Below are 21,993 nucleotides of genomic sequence, written 5' to 3'. Positions count from 1 at the left end.
TAAGCTTGTTTAATATCGCTTCTTTAAATTGAACTGAATGCCTTTGATAATTCACTTGCTTTAACTTACCGCGCCCTGTTTATTTGTAAATTAATTGAGGCGACAACTATCCTGACACAGGGGGATCCGAACCACCAAAGATCCTATTTTCAGTAAATATACTTCTCTGTTCGTAATATATTTCACGTTTAATTCTATAAACAGGTATTGTCATTAAATCAATTTGATACATTCAGACTCTCAGTTACGAATTAGGTGTATAACGCTTTGCTCACCGGAAAAGTAGGAGCGCATGCGAGTAATTTTCCTAGTCCAGCAATTTGATACTTATGAGCCCTCTCCCTAGCAAGCCGCATCAGTAGTATGCTTAAGGTGACTAAACAACAGGAGAAAGCTCAATGAAATTTTATAATAACTCACATCCATACTACTGTGGTATTGATTTACATGCACGTTTACTTTCGTCTGTATCATTGACTCTAAAGGGGAAGTTGTAGGCCATAAAAAAATAGGTGCCCGTAAAGATGACTTACTGCTCATTTTGGAACCGCTGTAACGTTCGTATGGATAAGCCAATTTCTTCACAGGCCCTCTCTTTTCTTGCGCCTGAGGTAACAGCTTCATCAATCAAGGATGCGTAATGCTGCCTATCTGTGAGTGAGGTTAACTGTCCTCGTCTTCCCCCCAGTAGGCATTTAACTTTTTTTTCAGTACCAATGATGCTTTAACTTGTTCAGGATAAAGCCCTTTTTCACGGCAATACTGACTTAATTCAATTTCGCTCAATGCTGCCGTTTCTAAAACAACTGAAAACTTTTGCTCTGGTGACCAATCATCAGAACGATTACTACCTGCCAAACCCGCACCTGCTTTTAAATACTTATTTTGCCAAGAATACAAAGTCGATAAGTTGATACTTTCTCGCTTTGCGAATTGACTTAATGATAAGCCACTTTCAAGGAGCTTTCTAACGGCGTTTGGCATCCAATTTGCGGTCAAAACTGCTTCTTGCCTGCTAGTTTTTATAAGTTTACTTCTTGATTCAAGCCGAAAGAACGATTTCAAAAAATTGTGTGAAGCATGATTATCTGCTCATCATTAATCTATCAACTTTTAACTTTAATATTTTAACCTCTTGCTCGAGGTCATCCCTTTCTGCTTGATAGAAAGCAATACTTTGTAAAGCTTTGTCACGCTGCCTTGTCATATCCTTTAGTTGATTTCGTAAGTACCTATTGTCATCTCTTAAAGATCTGTGCTTATTCGTTTCGAGAAATTTATTATGGCTATACCCCTCTTTAATCAGTTTATTATGTGTCTCAATGGCTTCTCGAATGTGCGCATTCCAAGGGCTATTTAGCGCCATATTACTTTTTAGACCGGCACCACTCCATATTTCCTTATACGTCCATGTAACCTCAGGCTTAGCTTTATGCAGTAGCTCTACCTGTTGCCATAAAGCTTTAGTATTATTATGTTTTGTTTCTTCTCTGTTCTTAAGTAGGCCGTTGTGATTACCACGTGACAAAGATTTAGACATTAATGACCTCAGCTTTATCTAGCTGTTCAATCAGCTTGTTAATTTCAATGTTCCTAGAGTTTAAATAGGATGTCTTAGGCAAACTTGATTTAAAAAAAGTTAACAATCTCTCATTTTCACGTTTACGCCACAATAGGGTTCTGCGCATACCATCCGCTGATATTACTGAATTATTACAATCAGCGGGCCTGCAAGCCGTTTTATCACCACCACAAAGAGCCTTTTGTGGTCTATACATACATAGACCATCATCCGTTTGCTCAATAAGAGCTTTATTAGGAAGACTTTGCAGAAAAATTTCACGTTCAGCCTTAGTCATTCCTTTAAACTCTTTTCTAAGTTGCTTTACCTCATCGGCACCGCCACCAATTATAGGTATTTGATTCGAATAAAGTTCTGCATATAGTTCTTCAGAAAGTATAAATTTTTCTTGTTGTAACTCAATATAAATGTTTGGGTCACCGTATATTTTAGTCATTTCGGGGTCATAGTGTTTGAGTTGATCTTGGATGGCTTTGATTCCCAAGCCTTGTCGAGTCATAATTCTAGCGAATTTTTTCCTAAACTGGTGGCTTGCTATGTACCAGACTTCATTATTATATGTAATGTTATTGTGATTGAGGTATTGACGTAACATAGTATTCATACTCATATTCGATACTTGATATGGACTTCGATTAGCCTTTTGAACAAATAAATAGTCCTTATTTGAGGTGTAACGGTTACTCAAGCCTAGTTTTAATTTATCCATTATTTGTTTAATAAAAGGCAATGTTTGCCATTTATACTTTGTCGGTTCTGCTTCTAGTTTCGTTGTTTGTGAAATAACAAAACTAATAACCTGTTCGTATCCATTGTGGTTCAAAGTTTCAGATTTGAAATTGTGTTCATTCCTGATACGCAAAATCTCATGGATTCTCATGCCGGTAAACAATGCAATGAGAATGTAACCAGCTGACATCAATCTGTTTTGAAAAGAATTTATTTCATGATGGTTTGTAAACCCGAAATCGGAATATGGAAATGTTTTTTTAACAATGGGTTCGTAGTATGCGGTACCGTCATCTCTGTATTTCTTTTTGTATTTTCTAATAGATATAAATTTTTCTCTTGCTAGGTTCACTTCATGTAATATTTTGTAAGTTTCAATATCTCTGATAGCAGCATGATAGAGTTTTTTGGCTACAGAATCAGGCATTTCAGATGTAGTTCTTTCTTGTCGACCAATTACCTTATTTGCATTAATTCTAGCCCATTCAGATTCAGACATACCTTCTAGCAAGTGAACCGTCAAACCGTCTCTCATCTTGTGAGATTGCTTTTGTAAATGGCCAAACCCACGAACTCGACTCAATAAAGTTCTGTTTGTTATTTCAAGGCCATTTTTATGAGTTTCATTCAGAATTTCACTTTGAATACATGAGGCATCAAATTCAGTAATATCTGATAATTTTAAAATTTTATTATCATACATATATGAAAGTATACGTTTTAACCCATGAGTGAGTAATTTTGTCAATGTTGATGTTTTGGGGTTGGAGGGGAGGGGGTTAAAGATTAATTGCTCTATAAAATCCTTTGCAACAGCAAGATATTGTTCATTATGTTGACTACATACGTTTGTTCCATCGTTAAATACTAACTTTTCAAAATTAAATGTCACATCACATTTTTTTAATTTTGGGTTCTCGTAACTAAAGTCCCACTTATTATCAGAATATTTAGAGTGTTTTGAAATCTGCTTATTTTTTATCTCTGGTGCTGCATTTCTCTCTTGATTCGATATGTTTATCATGGGCTTAACCTATATTTTTAATCGACCATTCAGGAACAGGGTTGTGGATTGCATCGTTGCGAATCATTTCAACAATAGATTTATCATATTTAGGGAGTATATATGTATCCCACATATACTGTTTCTCCTGAGTAGCTAAATTAAATTCATCTTGTTTAATTTCACCTAATGCTAAAAGGGTTTGGTAATAGTTTAAATAACTGAAATATTTTTTTATATCAAGCTGTGTAATAACAAGATTTTGACAACCAAGACAAGTCTCTGTCGCTGAGCTACAATATACTCCTACAGATTGATTCTTTTGAGGCGAGTTTAAAGGATCTTTACAATGATTTAATAGATTCTCTTGAGGTTTATCGATTTCAGCTGGTAATCGAGAGAATGGGTCATCATTATCTCCTTCCAATCCAAGTAACATAGCTTCTAGATGGAGTCCTCTTCGAGCCTTAAATATGGGGTCGTTAAGCTTTCTCAAGTAATCTGATGTAGTTTTTAACCTAGTATGCGCTAAGAGTGCTTGTAAGTATGTTAAATCCTCTGTACGAAGGTATTCTTGCCAAGCCATTGTAGGTCGAAATAAACTTGCTTGTAACGTAATGGGCTTGCTATCACTGGGGCGTTTTAGGTTAAGCTGCACTCCAAAATCGTAAATAGCTTGCTGAAATCTTTTTACTGTTATTACTCTGGGAACTTGATCAGAGCTAGCATTACTAATCCATAACGCTTGTTGTCCTTTAGGTCTATACGATTCAGTGATTTTTATTACTCGTTGAATTATTCTAATCGGCCAACTATCACTTCCTTTTATTAATGGGATTGTTTTATCCTTTTTGTTGGAACGGTACTTCTCCCACCGAATAAACATTCTATTAGAATCCAGAGGGTCTACTTCAAGGCAGTCTAATGTAAGTCTAGAGATAGTGCTTGGATTTAATCCAGTTCGAATAAGTAACATTAGGTAATAAGGGACTAAATCTGATGCAGAGACCCAAAGCTTAAGGTTGTTCTCATTATAGAATGCGGTTAACCAACCTGGTTGTCGGTGTCTGAAACCATGATAAAACAATGGGTACTTTTTAAGGGTATCGGCATCACTTAAAACCTGACATTGCATAATATTTTCCCAGTACCAAACCAGGTAATCTGTCTTTTGCCAAGGTGAATTATACTTAATTGGAGACGGTTTTCCTGCAAAATTATTTATGTAATAGTCAGTATCACTGACACTTTTATAGAATTTTTTTAGTGCTTTGGCGTAATAAGTTGTTCCATTAGATATCCCTTTCAAAAAAGATTGACCTCTAGGTATTTTATAGAGACTTTCGATATTTAATTTTTCACAGTGCAGTTCATTTACCCAAAACCAAATACAATAATCTTTGCTTGCCCATACGGAACGCTTTTTTTTATTTGTGATAACGGGTGCAACATCAGTAATAGGAGGTTCCTTTCCTAGCCATTGTGGTTTATATGTTGATTCAAGACGCTTCGATGTGATAACTAGTGATTGTTGTACAGCTGTTGATATTTCCCTTATTTCTTCCATATCGTATCCTTCATTACTTGAAGATAACCCACTACTTTTGGGGAACATATTTTCCGGAATTATAAATGTTGGAGAAATCGATTTATGCTTTTGCCATTGTTTAAAAATACTGCTTATAGAACGAAACAGACTTCCTGCTGTAGAGTATTTTAGGCCGGATTCGTTCTTTAGCCAAAGGCAAAAATTTATGAGGACCGTGCCATCGAGATCCGAAGGAGATGTAATATCATGCAAGGAGGCAAATTGGAGGAACTTTTGAAATTTCTCTATAACAGATATGCGTGTGAAATGCCCTTGAGAGTGTCTATTTTTGTACATAGCCCATGAAAAAAGGCTGATAATTTTTTTAGAGCCCAATTCGCACTTATTGTTAAGATTATAGGTATGTGGGTGACCAGTGTTTTTGCACTTTATGGTAAATTTTAAATCACGATATGCTCGAGCTTCATCAGCAGTGATTTTAGTAATTTGTACGTACTTAATTGTCACTAATAGAATCCTCTGTCACTATATCAATTTGACGTTGAAAAGCATTATATGAGCCAGAATAAGCTATTAAGGTGGCTATATGCACGTAGTATGTTCTAGTTGTTTCTTCACTTGCATGGCCAAGTAGTTTACTAAGACCAGTTAGATCGTGGTTAAGTAAATAATGATATGTCCCAAAAGTGTGTCTTAAAAGATGCGGGTGAGCTTTAACTCCAATGTGCTTACTGGTTTTTCTAAATAGTTTTTGAACCCAGTTAATGCTCAATGGTTGTCCATCTATGGTGATAAATAATGTAAGGCAATCTTTCGGATCTATGTGTGCAATAGCATCGATTTTTTTCTCTCTGTCTATGTCTACATACTCCCAAATTTGGTAAAGTAAATCATTAGGTATTAATATCACTCTTGCCTTTCCGCCTTTTCCAATAACTCTAGCTGGCGTAAATTTTCCTCGACTATTCACTTCTGGTAGATCACGAAGAGGAAAGTTACAGGCTTCAGATATTCTTAATCCTGTCTGGAGCATAAATGATGTCAACAATACATTTCTTTTTTTCACTAGCGCATTTCTTTTTCCTGAGATCTTTCCGACTGAAGAGACAAATCTTAAAGCATCCTCTAATAGCATGAACTTAATAGGTTCTGAAACAGCTTGAGAGTGATGCCCTTTAGATTGATATCGCTGACTCAAAGATAGTTTTAAACTTTGTATTTCCTGTGGATTAAGGTAAGGGGACAACCCCTTTTCATATGACCAAATAAGATAGCGGTAAGCACCAGCTACTCTAGAATTAATTGTATTCCAAGAAAGTCTTTCTCCATTATTTTTTGTGTATTCACATAATGCATCAATGTAAAAGTCGAATGTATCGTCTGTTATTGAACCAATGTTATTCAATGATGAATTAGCCCAAAGCAGAAATTCTTTAAGATGCTCAGCGTTTGTTTGTAAGCTCTTGGGCTTATTTTTTAAAGCTAATTGTCTCAGATACTGATTTACTTCGACACATGGTGAAGTGTCATTATTGAACATCTGTGGAATGTCACCCTTCAATCTTGCCAATTTTGAACGTTTTGACGTTGTGAAATTACAGTACACAATATTCATTTTATAATCTCTTTTTTACCATGTGTATCAGTAGACTAGCCAAAGACATACTGATTTTAACTGAATTAGATATAGTAGCTAATTTACCATTGTGTTACTTAATTCACCTCAATTGTATAGCATAGAAATCTTTATAAGTTAAATAAATGTAGTTTTTATATGGTCATTACTACAAGTTAGATGGAGTAAGGAATTGTAAAATTTAAACGTATATGTACATCAAGTGTAGGTACTACTAACGCGGCAAGCCAATAATAAACACTTTATTAACCTGTTCATTTGCCAGTGTAGATTTAGGCATAGCGGCTTGTGGTGATGTCGATACTTTAGTCAGTTTGGGTGTCATTTATTACAGTCGCATTGGGTTATTGAAAGGTAAACTTATTTATTAATCAAACATATAAATTACGGGTTACACAATCTATGAGTAGTAACCTAACGCTACCATTTTGTCGGTAAATACTGAGTGTAATATAACGGCATGACGATATGTTCTTTCTCTAGAGCTGAAGATCCTTGTGTTCCGGTAAGCTTGAATGTTTTGCTTGGATCGCATTTTTCGATATATGACATAAGAGATTTAGCGCGCGTACGTTTACCACTTTTAACTTCGATAGGGAAAATGGCGCCTGCATCATTAGTCACAATAAACTCTATTTCTGCTCGTGCATCATTCCAAGAGTAGCTAGGGTCAACACCCATAGCAGTCAGTTCTTGCTGAACAAAATTTTCGGCAATATACCCTTTGTACTCATAACTTTGCTGTTTTATTTCTTTATAGCTACTGCCAAGTATATGGCTGAGTAGCCCTATATCGAACATGAATAACTTAATCATATTGTCTTTTTTGTAAGCGGCAAGTGGTGATTTAGGCGCCCCTTCAATCGGATAGTTAGCTAGCGCCAAGCGACAACGGAGTAACCAGTGAATCGCGTTTTCAAAATCGCTATAACGTGATTTACGTTGGTGGACGTTTTTGAATTTAAAGCGCTTAACCGACTCATCCATCACGATAGAGAGTTGTGCAGGGATGCTACTAAACACGGATTCAATTAAGGTCGCATCAACTTTACCTGCGTATTTACCAAAATCTCGTCGGTAACCTTCTATCAGGTCTGCATGTATTTTCGATACCTTTGCAACACGTTCTAATATGCTGGCATCTTTATATTGATACCAAGTCGCCACGGCCTCTGGCATACCACCAGTAAAGAAATAATCAGTGAGTTTGTCCATCAGTATGTTGTGTGCGGTCGTCGAACTTGCTTGGGTGTCAAATGCCTTAATTAGCGCAGTTTCTTCTGAGGCATAAATAAACTCTTTGAACGTTAAAGGACGTAAATAGTACTGTTCAACTTTGCCTACAGGGAAGGTATTTAATAAACCAATGTTTGATCCACTTGCCGCGACAAAGTAAGTCGGGGCTTTTTCGGCGAAATATTTGAGTGATGTAACAGCACGCTCACACTCGCCGATTTCGTCAAGAATAAGTAAGTCTGTTTCTGGATTAAAGCTCTGGCCGGTGATCAGTTCAATGTTTGTTATTAGCTCGTCAGGTGCGAGTGAGTTTTCGAATGCCTCTTTAAAAGCAGGATTTTCTAGAAAGTCGATACGAAGCGTATTGGCGAATGTTTTACCAAACAGTATTTGCAGGAGAAACGTTTTACCCGTTTGGCGAGCACCATCAATCAGTAATGGCTTACGCTCCGGTTGGTTTTTCCATGTCATTAATGAATTGAGTAAAGTACGTTTCATAAAGCCTCTAACCGGCGGTAATCAATGTTAGTGATCATTATAAACATAAAATCACGTGCAAGTTACACTTTTGTGCGCGTAAAAGTGCGTGTTGACTACACTTTTACGCGCATAAAAGTGTGTTTTGGTTGCTGGGGCGAGGCTGTAAGTGACGTAATAAGTCGTCGACTTTATCAAAAATCGCTAAAGTCAGCCGCGGCTATCGTCACCCGACATTTAGCCCAGTTTGTGGTGATACAGATAAATCAGTCAGCTTAGATGTCATTAATTTGCTATCGCTTCGGGGTTGTTGAGTCGGTAAATGATTATACTGAAATGGCTGTTTAACGTGTTATTGAGGTGACTAGTACTGTTATGAGGCAATTAATACACTTATTCGCCTCATTTGATGAGTAGAATAGCTTAGTGTTCGCATCAAAAAATATTTTAGTCAGTTAAATAGAGGTCATTATGTGGATTTGGCAGCAACAGCAATGGCCAGAGTTTGTATGGGATAATACTCGTATAAGTGCATTATTGAGGCAAATTCAATTTAACCAAGGTTTGCTGCTGGGTAAAATAGGATTCTGAATCCGCTAGTCAATTGACACTCGATACCATGCTGGCCAATATTGTTCATTCAAGCGCTATTGAAGGTGAAAAGCTTAACACATTTTTTGTCCGTTCCTCTCTGGCGAATAAGCTTGGCGTGAGTGAAGAAAAACCTTATCCCACCACGACGCAAACTGATGGTTTAGCAGATATTACCTTAGATGCGCTACAAAACTGGCAACAACCGCTGAGCTTAATGCGGATTCTAGATTGGTATGCAATGTTGTTTCCAGAAAACCAAACGCGGTTTAATCCTGTTGTTGGCGGTAAGTTAAGTGGAAACTAGCCTATGCAAGTGGTATCGGGCCGTTTAGACAAACCTACTGTTCATTTTGAAGCGCCTCCACGCAATACGATAGATTTTAATTTAACGCAGTTTATTGAGTGGTTTAATCAATCGAGAAATCAACCTAACGTCGACCCGCTGGTGCGTGCAGGCATCGCCCATTTATGGTTCGTCACCTTGCACCCGCTTGATGATGGAAACGGACGTATAACGCGTTTACTCACCGACTTAGCACTCGCGCAAGCTGAGCATCTCTCGATTCATTTTTACACAATGTCAGTTAGTATTCTTGAACGACGCAAAGCCTATCACTCAATATTAGAGTCTACCCAGCAAGGTGGCTTAGATATCACACCGTGGTTGCTGTGGTTTTTAGACACCTTAAATGACGCTATTCAACACACGCTCAATATCATTGAGCAAACGACTGCTAAAACCCAGTTTTGGTGTCGAGTTGATCAACACTTACTCACTCCAGCGTTAACCACAGAACAAGTGAAAGTGCTGAATAGGTTACTCGATGGTGACTTTAATGATGGGATAAGCAGTAGCCAATATCAAAAAGTCGCTAAAGTCAGCCGCGCCACCGCCACCCGACATTTGGCTCAACTTGTGGATCAACAGTGTTTGGTCAAGACAGGCGCGGGTGGCAGAAGTACAAGGTATGTGTTGGTGTTGTGAGTAAAATGTTAGATTAAAAACTGCTTGAATGAAGCCCTGTTAGGGCCAACCATGTTTTGAAAAGTATTCGAGTTAATTTCTAAGCAAATGACATCTTTATTTTCTCGAACCTTAAATCCTGCCAGGTTATCAACAAAGTACTGTCTATCTACTTTTAACCAATTTAAGGCTCGATCACTTTTTAGGAGTAAATGAATATAAGGCAAGTTAGGCGATTTTATCTTATTGATTGGTATTTCTATCCACCAAACGGGTTTTGCTTTGTTCACATTGGCAAAGTGAGTGTTTGACGAATTAAAGACACTATTAAAATGTTTATTTGCAAAGTCTAGCGCTTCAATCTTGTCCATGTTTTACCTAAAATGAATACATAAAATATAACAATAACATTGTGTTGTTGCTGTGTCTCTGTAATATGAAAACTCATAAAGCATTGTTGTCTGTTGGTGAATATGGAAATTCAGATTGGTGATGTACTCAGATATAAAAAACCAGTGACTGCTGAAAATATGATTGAAGATGGATACCTAAACTTTCATTTTCTTACGCAGTCGCTAGATGCTAAGAACCTTCAACTAGAGAAAGGTATTAATGCGTCAGCAAAAATTAAAACTGACTCTGGCGAGTTAGTTCGTCCAGCAATACTTATTTCAAGCAGCCCAAACAAGAAAGGTTCATCAGAAACACCGTGGGAAGATTTCTACGATGTTGATAACGGTCATATTCGTTATTTTGGTGATAACAAGGAACCGGGTAAAGATCCTGCCACAGCGCCAGGTAATAAGGCATTACTTGAAGCATTTCGCTTAGCCCATTCACATTGCCCTTTAGAGCGTTCATTAACACCGCCAATTTTGTTTTTTAGGCGAGTTGTAATAAATGGTGTTGCTAAAGGCTATCCTCAGTTTCAAGGGCTGGGGGTAATCAATAGTGTTGAACTGGTGACTCAGTGGGATAACAAACTGGGGCGTACATTTACAAATTACGCATTTGATTTTACAGTTTTTTGTATTGCATCAGAGCATGAAAAATTTGAATGGGATTGGATCAATAGCCGCCGAAAAAAAGCATTCTCTTTAGATATTACTAATCAAGCCGCACCTAAGAGTTGGCGACGATGGCTTAAAGAGGGAAGTAATTCACTCAATAAACTACGCCGACGAGTTTCAAAATTACGCCTTGAAAAGGCTGCAAATCAGAAGCCTATATCTGGTAGCGAAGCCGATAAAATACTAAACGAAATTTATTCCTTCTATGCTGAGAAAAAACACAGTTTTGAGGCTCTAGCTGAGGTGGTTGCTGAACGTGTTATCGATAGAGATTTAGGTGTTTATCAAAAAGGTTGGGTGACCCAAGGCTCGAGTGACGGCGGCGCAGATTTTATCGGTAAGGTCACGCTAGGTAGCGGCTTTTCTAAGGTTGAATTGATTGTATTAGGCCAAGCCAAATGTGAGTCATTAAATGTTCCAACTGGCGGAAATCATATCGCACGCACCGTTGCCAGATTAAAGCGAGGTTGGCTCGGCGTATATGTAACAACCAGCTATTTTTCTGATTCAGTTCAACGAGAAGTGATTGAAGATAAATACCCCATCATATTGATCCATGGTCTCAGAGTTGCCGAAGAAGTCGCTAAAATGGTGTATGAAAGTGACCTGTATTCGAATGTTCATGAATTTTTAATCGCGATGGATACAGTGTATCCATCGCGATTAAAGCAAAGGCAAGCTGAAGAAGTGTTAAATATCTAAAACTGGAGGTTCAGCAGCAGGGGGCATTTCGCTAAAAAAAGCCGGAATATAATCGACACCAATTCGACCTTCATGATGGCTCTTTATTGCCTGAAACCTTGCCGTATATGCTGACTTCAATTGTGCAACAGGCCACAATATCATGTCGTTTTCTTTGAGTTTTCCATTATCATTTTTCTTTTGACTGGAAGTTATGGAGGTTACTGTCATACCTTCTGACGTCAAAGGATTGGTATTATGGTTTTTTACAATAAGCTGTATTAAATCTGGTTGCTTTGTAACCTGATTAATCACCCTCAAAGCGACCCTACCTTCTTTTATATCTGTAACAAAAACATGAGAGGATTGAGTCGCAACCCCTAAGGCTTGACTTAAATCTTCTTGGGTTAGCTTTATAAAACTTAAAAGTCGATGAGGTGATAGCAATCTTGCAACATCATCAGTTAATTGATTTGGAACTGTATCACAACTTGGCGAGACACAGATGTACCAACTAGTTTTACCTTTTTTTACAGATTTTAATATAGATCCTGTAGTGATGTACTCAGGTAAAGAGCGCTTTGTTGATAGCAGTTTATTATGAGCATGGGCGACACTCATATAAAAGTTTTTATCAAACTCTTCCCGATTGGTTCTAAAATTGGATTTTGATACTTCTAAAGATCTTTGTACAAATTCATTGTGAGGCTGAGAATTCGATTTTTTAAACGGAACAAAAATGGGGGCATTCTCAACAACAGAATTAGCTAGCGTTTCAATCAAATTAGGGACCGCTTTATTATCTCGATGGAGCAACTCATCTGATATATCTTGAAGTAAGTGATGCAGCAAACTCTCAGATACACTTAGTTTTTTTTCAGGATCTTCTTTCAATATTGACCATAGCAATGCTATCTGCTCATGCTCGGGCTTACCAACAATTTTAGACATAGAAAAATTTGAGTCTTCAATTCGGTTCTGAAGCTCAGATAAAACCACTCGATAAAAGCTTGGATACCAGCTATGAAGTGCTTCTTCTAGCTTGTCCCATACGGCTTGTGGTTGTTGAGCGATTTCTTCTGGTGAGTTACCTTTCTTTTCACATAAGGCTATAAAAACCTCACCACATTGAATCCAAATATTATCCTTGCCATGTATATGTGACTTTACTCCACCATCTGCCAAAAGATTTTTTTTACTAATATCAAGCTCACACAAATAACTAATAACAGCAGACGTTGGTTCATTGTGGATTGCGTCGTCGAAATCTTGTTGGTCTTGAACATCTTCCCAAAATTGAGCTCGAACCTCTTTTATTACTTCTACTTCTTCATCAAGAATGTAACGTACTTGTTGAGCGCGGGATAAAGGTGACCAACTTTCTTTGTATAAGTCTTCGGCACTTTCCCATAAATCTAATGATTGTTTATCATCAATAAAATAGTCTTGTGGGGAGGTCAACTTAGGAGATCTCAATGTTGATGCTATCTCAAGCCAAACATTATTTAGAGGTTTATTAGTATAGATAACAACCAAGTTTAGATGTTTACTAGAACTTAAGTCTCTGAGTAATTGAAGTGATTTAGTAGAGTCATTACCCGTTAAACAATAATCTAAAATAATCAAATCACTTTTTCGCACCTTTTCCGGGTCCAATTGTGTCGTTTGTTTTTCAACATCACAAATACACTTAGCTTGGTGAAAAAATCGGCCAAACTCAGCAGCAACCAGAGTACGCTTAAAGCTGTCGGTAATAGAATTAGCGGACTCGCGCAGAAGATTTACCTTAGCATATGCTTCTATTAATGCTTGTTTTGCCGTCTCAGCATTCTCCGGTATTTCAGGTGGTTGCTCTCCCTCTGTTAGCTTAGGTGCAATCTTCTGAATCTCTTGAATAAGTTCCTGCTGCTTTTGAGCTAAGTCGGTATAAGGGTGATATTCATCATCAATCAACAACACAGATCTAATAGCATCATCACGAAATGTTTTTGTTATTTGAGCTCTGTAGGCTTGTGGCATTATCTTACTTCCATTCCGCGAAATTGAATTACAAAATTGGCACCATCTTGGATTAGCTTTTCTTCTGGTTTTTGGGCATACCAGATATTGTGGCGAGCTATCGCAAGGTTTTGTTTAGAAAGATACAGACCTACACCGTTGCCTGTTGGCCTGCGGCTATAAAACAATTGGAATAGATTGCCAATATCGTCAGGGTCAATTGCTGGGCCATTATTAGCAATTACGACCAAATCATTAATGATACCAACCTTAATCTCACGCTCTTGTTCGGCTAAAGCCACCCAATACAGCGCGTTGTTCAGCAAATTGATAAACACCGGGATAATCCGTGACTTTACATCAACGACATTCATACGCATGAAGGCATCACTAAATTCAAGGTTAATGTCCTGTTGTTCAAACTGATCTTGAAAGAACAGCTTCACATTTTTGACTATATCTTGCCCTGTAATGTCATCGCGGGTCTGATAACCGGAAAGCTTGAGTGGAGATAAAAATCTAAGATACTCGGTAAACTGTTTATGCGCTTTCATTGCATTTTTAAAACCAAGCTCTGCTTTAACGCTGCTACTCAATGAATTGAGCGAGCGAGTTACGGCTTTATCTTGTGCGCTCAGTTCATGGGCTAGAATTTCAAAACTGATACCAAGCTGAGCTAAGCTCCGCATTTGAGTGATTTCTTGTTCTGCTTTTACGCGCTCGTCTTCAGCCAATGTAAAAGCTGATTCAAGATCTACACCTTGCTCTAATTTATCAAGCGCTTGTAGAAAGCCTTCATACTTGGTGGCAATATCATCGGCTAAATCGCGAAAAATTTTATCTAATGAATTAAGAACTTGAGTTGTATCACTGGCATTGGTCACTGAATCGAGTAATGGCAAGGCTTGTTGTTCAAATGTTTCTTTATCTGTCCGGGCAGCTTTTTTCCAAGCAATAACTAAACGCTCGAGGGTTTTATCGATATCATTGGCATATCGATTTACCTGTTTAGTCAGTGCTGAATCAATAGCGTTATATTTGTTCTGCGCACTTTCCATTGGTGAGCGTTGTTGGCTTAGCGTTTCTAGTTTATTTAAGCGCTCGCGGCAAGTTTGTAAAAGCTCACTGAGTTCGCCAAATAAATCACGATAGCTACGGTACTGTTCTTCGAGAAACTCATCCATTTTAGCGGGCTTATTGGGTACTTTTAGATCAGGTCTTAGCGCTTCTAACTTATCGATACCTTTAACCAGCTCATCTAAATGATGAAGCGATATCGCAACCCCTTCTTCTAGCTCTTTATGAACACTTCGTGCGGACTCAACATGGAGACTAAGCTTAGGCAGCTTGGCCATCATTGCGCTTGTAAAAGCCTTTTTGGATAGCCTTGCAGATGAGTTGCGAGCTTTGAGCTGCTTCTGCCTATCCTTAGTTAACTGCTCAAGCATGATTTTACGCTCTTCTGAATTACCTCCGAAGTACGAGTCAGCCAACTTTATTAGTAGCGTTGTTACCAACGATTTTAGCTCTCTGGCAGCTTGATTTTTTACGAAGCCTTCACGTCCCGCTTTGTCTTTTAAAAGCTGATTACTTTTTTGATCTAACAAAATCTGACCAAATAAACGACGAGCAGCCCAATAATAACGACCCGCATGTTTGCCTCGATTTTCTTCAATCTGAAAAAAATCATTATCTGAACGTCCGTAAGGAAGAACACGTAAACCATCGCGAAAGACCATAAAACCAGCGAATTTTTTGGCTTGCGCTTGCAGATGTGAATGATGTTCTGGTTCGTGGGTCGATTTGGCCAACTCTAGCTCAAACGTGCCTAATTTAAAGTCAAAAGCACCTGTTTTTGTTAACGCGTCCATACCTGGCGTTCTGCAGGGAATTACTACATTCGAGTATTCCTTTCCAAAAGCTGTCACATGACCTCTAAACCAGCCTTTATCATCGACTTGCCCAACCACTTTATGTTCTAGAGTTTCAAATTCAGATTGGCTGAATACATCTTGATAATGGAGAATTGGTGTCTTCTCACCAAAAGGGTACCCAGAGCTATCAAAGGCCATTATCTCATAATGGAATTCGTTGTTCTCATCCGATGCTCGATTAAATGGGTCGACAAATGCGCGCAGAGTATCTACTAAATCTTGCTGGATAGCTTGATACTCATTAGCTTCGCGACTTATATCGCCTCTGTTAGTAATCAAAGCTAAATCGCGATTAAGGTCTAATAGGAAGAGGGCTGTGCCGTGCTCTGCACCATCTAATTCTGCCACTTTATTTAAAAGGGGAACCCAACTATCCGAGTGACTTGATTTAAATATAAAGTATTCACTCAACAGTCTAACTTTTTGTTCAGTCGATATAAATTCTTCGTCATCTTGGGGATTATGCCTTAAATCGAAAGCCTCTTGCTCGTCTTCGCTAAAGCGCTGCCACATATGGCGGAGCATTTTTTCATCTTCAGTTTGTGGTTCGAGGGCGAGATTGTGCAGCATTGCTTGTTGCAGCCCAGTGCATAAATCGGGCAATTCATCGAGACTATCGAACTGCTGCATCGGTACTTTAATATCATGTAACGCGAGGTAGGTATTTTCAAATAAGCGCCAATCAATTAGTGCAGCCGAGTATTGTGTATTTTTCTTTTTAGTTACGATAAGGGTAACGGGCGCTAAAAAAGCAGTTGAAAGACGGCCAATCCCTTTCTCACCTTGAGTGTATCTGTCTTTTAAGTTAAAACGGTCTTCTTCAGGTAGGAGACTTTTCTTAGTTTTTGAAGCAGTTCCAACTGTTAACCAACTATTGCTGAGCTGCTCAAAAGTCATACCGCAGCCATTATCAATAATGGCGCCACATTTTATATCATCATCGAATAAATGGAGGGCTACATCTCGAGCATAAGCATCGTAAGAGTTTTTCCAAAGCTCGCTGACTGCAGTGGGCGCATCAGCTATTTGGCCTTTACCGAGGTGATCGATAGTTCGAGCCTGAGCCTTAAACGAAACTGATTTTCTTGACGATTCATTGCTCATATCAAATGGTTACATTGGAAAATAATGAAACCTATTCTATGCACTTTTTTTAATTCAATCCATTTATTATGGATTTAATTAGAACCTTACCGAGTAAAGGAGGAACAGCGTTACCTATCTGCTTACCTTGTTGAGTCGAAGTGCCTAAAAAGTTAAAGCTATCTGGAAAGGTCTGGAAGCGTGCGGCATGGCGTAGCGTCATACCATGGTTTTTCCAGGGATGAACAAAACGGCCTTTTGAGGGGTTGTTGCAGCCAGTGGTGATGGTGTTGCTTGGAAGGTGGATCATGATTCGGCCATACACATCTTTATGGCCTTCATAACCATTTGAGTGGCATTTTAACGTATGCCCTGAATCTTCTCGACTGCCATTAAGCTGTGTATTTTCGAATCGAGTGATCATTCCCGGTGTGGGTTGCATATTGATATTACATGCATCATTTGGGCTAACAGGTTCACCGTACTCTAGTGATGTTAATAGTAACTTTGCGTTTTCATAGGTCATTTTCATCTTGGGACGAAAATAATCTTCGATATAAAGTTCTATTAACTCAGGCGTCAGTTTTTCAAACACGCTCGACGCGGTTTTCCATTTAGGCTCATTTTTAGCTGTTGGCGCAAAATGAGTGGCTGCAGGTGGAAATTCAGGATTTGCAATATTGAGATCTTTACGGGTACCAAAAATGAATACACGCTTGCGGTTTTGCGGCACACCGTAGTCTTTTGCGTTTAGTATTCCGCAAAAATGAATGGTGTAGCCATGCTTTTCTGCCAACACTAACAGCTGATGTAGATAGTCTTCGTGGCGCTTCCAAAGTAGTCCTGCCACATTCTCAATTAAAAAAGCTTTTGGGCGAAGACCATCGACAAAATCAAAGTACTTTAATAGTAATTGATTTCTAGGATCATCGATGCCTGCATTATTAATGCGATGTGTCGAGAAGCCTTGGCATGGTGGGCCGCCAAGTAATAAATCTAGATCGCCAGATTTAAGTTTTAGCTCTTTCATCAAAGCGGGAAGATCGACTTCATTAATGTCACCATTAATGAGTGTTGTTGGGGCTTTTAGCTTTTCAATTAAGTTCGCTTTATAAGTAATGGAAGCTGCTTTATCTAACTCTATGGCTGCTACTACATCAATACCACATTGATGTGCGGCTAAAGAGAAGCCACCTGCACCAGCAAAGAGATCTATCGCTTTCATTAATCATTTAATCCAAACACCAAAATTGAACCGCAAATTATACAGGGCAAGCGACATTCTGCTAGCTTTTCATGAGTCAAGCTTAATGATTTAGTTATTTAACAGATCTTGATTCTTTTATGACACCTATTGTGTTGTGAAGTTAACTCGTATTAGTGAATCGGTACATTTCAATAAATGCATCATTTATTGAAAAAGCCAACTCAGAATCTAACTCAGCATCTTCTTTCGAAACCGACCAGACAAAGCCGCCTCGGTATTGGTCGGGATTAGGCTCAATGTAAACATCAAAGCCATTAATAGTCTCTTCGATCACTTGGGTATATGAATCATCAAACATAATGCTACCTCCAATTAATTTATGTATATTGTCGGTGCAATAGGCTTGGGAGTCTACGGACTATGAGACACATTAGCCGCTGAAACATACAATGAGATAACCCTAATTTGTATTACCTGATTGATTAAGATGAGCTTGCAAGAGCCAACCATATTGGCATAGGCAACTGTTGAAAACAGGATGTTTTCGTCAAGCCCCCATGGATGGGTTTACGGCGTGTTGCATAGGACGATATGGTGGGCGAACCAATAAATAAACCTGCTGATATCGAAGTCACCAATCTTGATGCTTTAGGCCTTTAACAACGTTTAAAAACAACAATGGCAGCCACGTTGGCTGCCATTTTATTGATGCTAGTGACTTTTTCTAATCATTTCATTAACGGTTTACCGCTTAACTCTTTGCCTGATGCTTCAACTCCAAACACCTTAGTAGAAATTAGTTAATCGCCATTGAAATAAAGTAACCCACAAATGTTGCGGTGATTACGCCGATAAAGCCTGGAATGATAAAGCTGTGATTGAGCACGTACTTACCAATATGCGTGGTGCCGGTTCTATCAAAACTGATTGCGGCCAAATCACTTGGGTAGAACGGGAAGAAGAAGTAGGCATAACACGCTGGCAGTACACCAATTAATACCGGTGCTGGGATGCCGAGTGAATACCCTAATGGCAACATAATGGTTAATACCGCCGCCTGGCTTTTTAAGAAAACAGATGACACAAACATCGCGATAGCAAATGTCCATGGATAAACACTGACAAGGTCGCTCACCGCGCTGACTAAATAGCTTTTGTGGTGGCTAATAATAGTGTCACTCATCCACGCAATACCAAAAATGATGATGACCGCGGTCATACCTGCAGTAAACACATTGCTGGTGACAATCTTTTTGGGCGACACATTGGTGGCCAATAAAATTATTCCGCCGACTGAGAGCATCATAAACTGAATCGCGACCGACATTTTTACGCCAGCTGGCAGTATTTGCTTGCTAAACATCGCGACCACAATCACCGCAAGAATACCCAGTAAAAATACCGTTAAGCCTTTTTTAGCGGTTGATTGTGCCGCTGGGGTTTCGGCGTCGTCATCTTGTGGGTCGATTAATGACTCACGGAAATCTTTATCTGCTAAGCGTGCTTGAAACTCGGTGTCTTTGTCTAAATCTTTACCGCGCTTTAAGCTCCAGGTACAGGCGACAAGTAAACCCGTTAAGGTTGCCGGAATGGTCACCATAAGCACATCGATTAAGCTGATATCAAGATTGTTATCAACAGCTGTTGCCAATACTACCGCAGCTGCTGCGGCAATTGGGCTGGCGGTAATCCCCATTTGCGAGGCGACAGTTGCCATCGCTAATGGGCGTTCAGGGCGAATACCTTTTTTATAGGCTACATCGTAAATAACAGGTAGAAGTGGGTAAACCGAATGGCCAGTACCAACCAATACGGTTAAAGAGTATGTACATAAAGGGCCTAAAAACACGATATGTTCAGGGTGTTTACGCAGTATTTTTTCAGCAAACTTCACTAACAGATTTAACCCGCCAGTTGCCTCGAGTGTTGCCGAGGCCGCCACTACCGCAAGAATAATTAACATCACGCTGATAGGCGGTGAGCCGGGTGCAATACCAAACACGAATGCCAGCACTGACACACCTAAACCACCGAGTAAACCAAACGCGATACCGCCATGGCGGATACCAACAAATATCACCGCTAGTAACAGCAGCATGTGTATATAAAACATCGTGTATTCCCCATGTAGGTTATATTTTATTTTTTGACCTTTTGAAGGTATCTCACAACGTATTTGAGGTTAGTGACTTAATTCAAGCTATTGAATTGCCAAGTTGAAAAATGTGTAAAACGTGAACAAGGTTGCATACTGATTTAAGTGCATACAGCGCAAATCTTGTAAGAAGTGGAAGAGTGTTTTGCAACACTCAGGGTTAATTATTGGCAGGCGTTGAGCAACATCTTACCGATGGCTTTGTCGTTACAAGCCACTAATTGCCAACGTTGGCAGTGATTGAACTTGCTGTAATGATTAATGGCATCGATAAACGCGGGTATAAAAGAGTCTCTGCTAAATGCATCAGTACTAAATGCTTCTGGCTCAAAATGGAGTTGTTGCAGTAACAAGCATTGGTTTTTTCGATCAGCTTTTACATCCACCCGGCCAACAAAGCGGTCGCGCCATAAAATGGGTAATGAGTAATAACCGTATTGGCGTTTAGCCTCTGGTACATACACTTCGATTTGATAATCAAAGCCAAACCATTGCTTAAGCTTTTGCCGTTGAATGACTAAGTTATCAAACGGATTAAGCAGCCAGACTTTATTGGCTATGGTGCTGGGGAGTGTGAGCTTGGGCTGATAAAAGTAAACTTGCTTGGAGTGTGGCTCGGTAAAGCTGGCAATGTCGCCTTGTTCGCACATTTGCGCCAAGGTGTTGGTCAGTAGTGGTTTAAGGCCTTTGCGTAGATACTGAATTTGCTGCAAATTGCCAAAACCGTGGGCCACTAAATAACGGTTAATTAAATGCTGAGCAAACTCGCTGTCGCTGGGCACAGTGGTATCTATATGGCTTGGTAACACGCGCTCGGTTAAGTCATACACCTTTTGAAATTTTTCACGTTTAGCCACCATCAACTCGCCTTGCATAAACAACTGCTCAAGGGCTTTTTTTGCGGGCTTCCAATCCCACCAGGCACCATTTTTAGTGTCGGCGTCGTGCTTAAATTGGCTGGCTTTGAGTGGTCCTTCAGCGGTTATGCGCGCTTTTACCTCGCGCATGACTTTATGCTCAGGCTCAAACCAATGTTTGTCGCCTTGTTGTAATTGCTGCTTGCGATACAAGCTAAACCGATAATCTTCAATGGGTAGGTATGCCGCTGCATGGGACCAATATTCAAACACACTTTTGTCGCCCATAGCCTGGTCTAACATGCTGGTGGCGTAGTGTGGCAACCTACTATGCAATACATGATGATGCGCGCGTTCAACCACATTAATAGAGTCTATTTGCACATAACTTAATTGCTGCAATAGCGCTGGCAATGACCCTAAAGGCTGCAGCAAACCTTGTTGCTGCATACTTAACTGTAACCATTGTGTGGCTGAGTAAGGGTTGGTCATTAAGAGCCTTTTTGTGTTGATTTGAGCGGCAGCGTTAAGGGTTAACTTGGCGGTTACCATAAGAGCGCACAAAAGTGTCTATGGCAATATCCACCCAGCGATCAATGGTGGCTTTTTTAAGCGGCTGGTCGGGGTGAGTTAAACACTTTAAATGAAGCTCACTACGAAATAGTGTGACAAATACATCAGCAACTTCGTCGACACTAATGTTGCTTAAGTCTATTTCATTGGCGTTATGGGCTTGGGTTAAGCAGTTGGCCACCATGGATTTAACAATTTTAGGGCCAGAATTGTAAAACATGTGTCCCAGCGCAGGAAAACGGGGTGCTTCTGCGACGACCACTCGATATAACGACAATGCCGGAGCCGACAGAGCAACACTAAGGTAGGCGTGACCCAACACTCGTAAGCTTTCGGTAATGTCGCCAGGGATAAATTTAATGTCGTTAATGGAAGCTGTGAACGAGGCGCATTCGTTTTGCACTACGGCTAAAAATAGCTTTTCTTTATTAGAAAAGTGCGCGTACACGGTCGATTTAGATACGCCTGCTTCGCGTTGGATCATGTCGGTGGTGGCGGCATTAAAGCCGTGAGTTAAAAATATTTTGCTAGCAGCATTGAGCACTGTCCTTGCTTTTGGGCAAAGGTCGAGTGTGAGTTGTGCAAGGGCAGAAGGATCAGTTACAGCGTTTTTCATATAAAACTCACTTGACAATAATCTTTGAGATAGGCACTATATCAAACCG

14 protein-coding genes and 3 pseudogenes are annotated in these 21,993 nt (G+C 39.4%); 3 read left to right on the top strand and 14 right to left on the bottom strand.

Features of this window, described 5'->3' with window-relative positions:
- Nucleotides 1-398 precede the first annotated feature (398 nt).
- Nucleotides 399-550, top strand: a pseudogene (locus tag IEY48_RS09345) (IS110 family transposase); the annotation flags it as partial.
- Here the strand turns inward: IEY48_RS09345 and IEY48_RS09340 are convergent.
- The 6 genes and pseudogenes from IEY48_RS09340 to IEY48_RS09315 all read right to left on the bottom strand — a co-directional run.
- Nucleotides 542-984: pseudogene (locus IEY48_RS09340) on the bottom strand (transposase); the annotation flags it as partial. The pseudogenes IEY48_RS09345 and IEY48_RS09340 sit on opposite strands and share 9 nt — an antisense overlap.
- Nucleotides 985-1,084: 100 nt before the next feature.
- A complete protein-coding gene (locus tag IEY48_RS09335) occupies nt 1,085-1,540 on the bottom strand; it encodes a hypothetical protein (RefSeq protein ID WP_160054393.1) in 456 nt (151 codons plus the stop codon).
- Nucleotides 1,533-3,335 carry a tyrosine-type recombinase/integrase gene (locus IEY48_RS09330; RefSeq protein WP_160054394.1) on the bottom strand — a complete coding sequence of 601 codons (1,803 nt, stop codon included), beginning with the start codon at nt 3,333-3,335 and terminating at the stop codon, nt 1,533-1,535. Before IEY48_RS09330 ends, IEY48_RS09335 begins: the two co-directional genes overlap by 8 nt.
- Nucleotides 3,336-3,339: 4 nt before the next feature.
- The gene (locus IEY48_RS09325; RefSeq protein ID WP_170293544.1) at nt 3,340-5,370 is read right to left on the bottom strand and encodes a site-specific integrase; all 2,031 of its coding nucleotides are present in this window, start codon (nt 5,368-5,370) and stop codon (nt 3,340-3,342) included.
- Nucleotides 5,360-6,478 (bottom strand): tyrosine-type recombinase/integrase, encoded by a 1,119-nt coding sequence (locus tag IEY48_RS09320; RefSeq protein WP_188919566.1) that lies wholly within the window; start codon nt 6,476-6,478, stop codon nt 5,360-5,362. Before IEY48_RS09320 ends, IEY48_RS09325 begins: the two co-directional genes overlap by 11 nt.
- A gap of 441 nt (nt 6,479-6,919) precedes the next feature.
- Entirely contained in the window at nt 6,920-8,233 is a 1,314-nt protein-coding gene (locus tag IEY48_RS09315; protein ID WP_188919564.1) for an ATP-binding protein, read from the bottom strand.
- Nucleotides 8,234-8,683: 450 nt separating this feature from the next.
- Between IEY48_RS09315 and IEY48_RS09310 the strand changes: the two are divergent.
- Nucleotides 8,684-9,791 (top strand): annotated as a pseudogene (locus IEY48_RS09310) (Fic family protein).
- A gap of 8 nt (nt 9,792-9,799) precedes the next feature.
- Here the strand turns inward: IEY48_RS09310 and IEY48_RS09305 are convergent.
- Nucleotides 9,800-10,141: a hypothetical protein gene (locus tag IEY48_RS09305; RefSeq protein WP_188919562.1), complete on the bottom strand. Its 342-nt coding sequence runs from the start codon at nt 10,139-10,141 to the stop codon at nt 9,800-9,802.
- A gap of 102 nt (nt 10,142-10,243) precedes the next feature.
- Between IEY48_RS09305 and IEY48_RS09300 the strand changes: the two genes are divergently transcribed.
- Complete coding sequence (locus IEY48_RS09300) at nt 10,244-11,542, top strand: restriction endonuclease (protein ID WP_188919570.1); 1,299 nt, start codon at nt 10,244-10,246, stop codon at nt 11,540-11,542.
- Here IEY48_RS09300 and IEY48_RS09295 read toward each other — a convergent pair.
- The 7 genes from IEY48_RS09295 to IEY48_RS09265 all read right to left on the bottom strand — a co-directional run bounded on the left by IEY48_RS09295 (nt 11,531) and on the right by IEY48_RS09265 (nt 21,944).
- A complete protein-coding gene (locus IEY48_RS09295; RefSeq protein ID WP_188919560.1) occupies nt 11,531-13,540 on the bottom strand; it encodes a response regulator receiver domain in 2,010 nt (669 codons plus the stop codon). The genes IEY48_RS09300 and IEY48_RS09295 overlap by 12 nt on opposite strands.
- Nucleotides 13,540-16,557 (bottom strand): ATP-binding protein, encoded by a 3,018-nt coding sequence (locus IEY48_RS09290; protein ID WP_188919559.1) that lies wholly within the window; start codon nt 16,555-16,557, stop codon nt 13,540-13,542. Before IEY48_RS09290 ends, IEY48_RS09295 begins: the two co-directional genes overlap by 1 nt.
- A gap of 49 nt (nt 16,558-16,606) precedes the next feature.
- Entirely contained in the window at nt 16,607-17,761 is a 1,155-nt protein-coding gene (locus tag IEY48_RS09285) for a DNA cytosine methyltransferase (protein WP_188919558.1), read from the bottom strand.
- Between the two features lie 142 nt (nt 17,762-17,903).
- A complete protein-coding gene (locus tag IEY48_RS09280; RefSeq protein WP_188919557.1) occupies nt 17,904-18,101 on the bottom strand; it encodes a hypothetical protein in 198 nt (65 codons plus the stop codon).
- Nucleotides 18,102-18,539: 438 nt separating this feature from the next.
- Complete coding sequence (locus tag IEY48_RS09275) at nt 18,540-19,856, bottom strand: anaerobic C4-dicarboxylate transporter (protein ID WP_188919556.1); 1,317 nt, start codon at nt 19,854-19,856, stop codon at nt 18,540-18,542.
- 206 nt (nt 19,857-20,062) lie between these two features.
- Nucleotides 20,063-21,247 (bottom strand): winged helix-turn-helix domain-containing protein, encoded by a 1,185-nt coding sequence (locus tag IEY48_RS09270; protein ID WP_188919555.1) that lies wholly within the window; start codon nt 21,245-21,247, stop codon nt 20,063-20,065.
- Nucleotides 21,248-21,281: 34 nt separating this feature from the next.
- Nucleotides 21,282-21,944: a TetR/AcrR family transcriptional regulator gene (locus tag IEY48_RS09265; protein WP_188919554.1), complete on the bottom strand. Its 663-nt coding sequence runs from the start codon at nt 21,942-21,944 to the stop codon at nt 21,282-21,284.
- Nucleotides 21,945-21,993 lie beyond the last annotated feature (49 nt).

Origin of the sequence: Shewanella saliphila (assembly GCF_014648295.1) — a bacterium.
Lineage (GTDB): Bacteria > Pseudomonadota > Gammaproteobacteria > Enterobacterales > Shewanellaceae > Shewanella > Shewanella saliphila.
The sequence above is the reverse complement of the archived record's forward strand: the minus strand, read 5'-3'. Positions and strand labels throughout refer to the sequence as shown.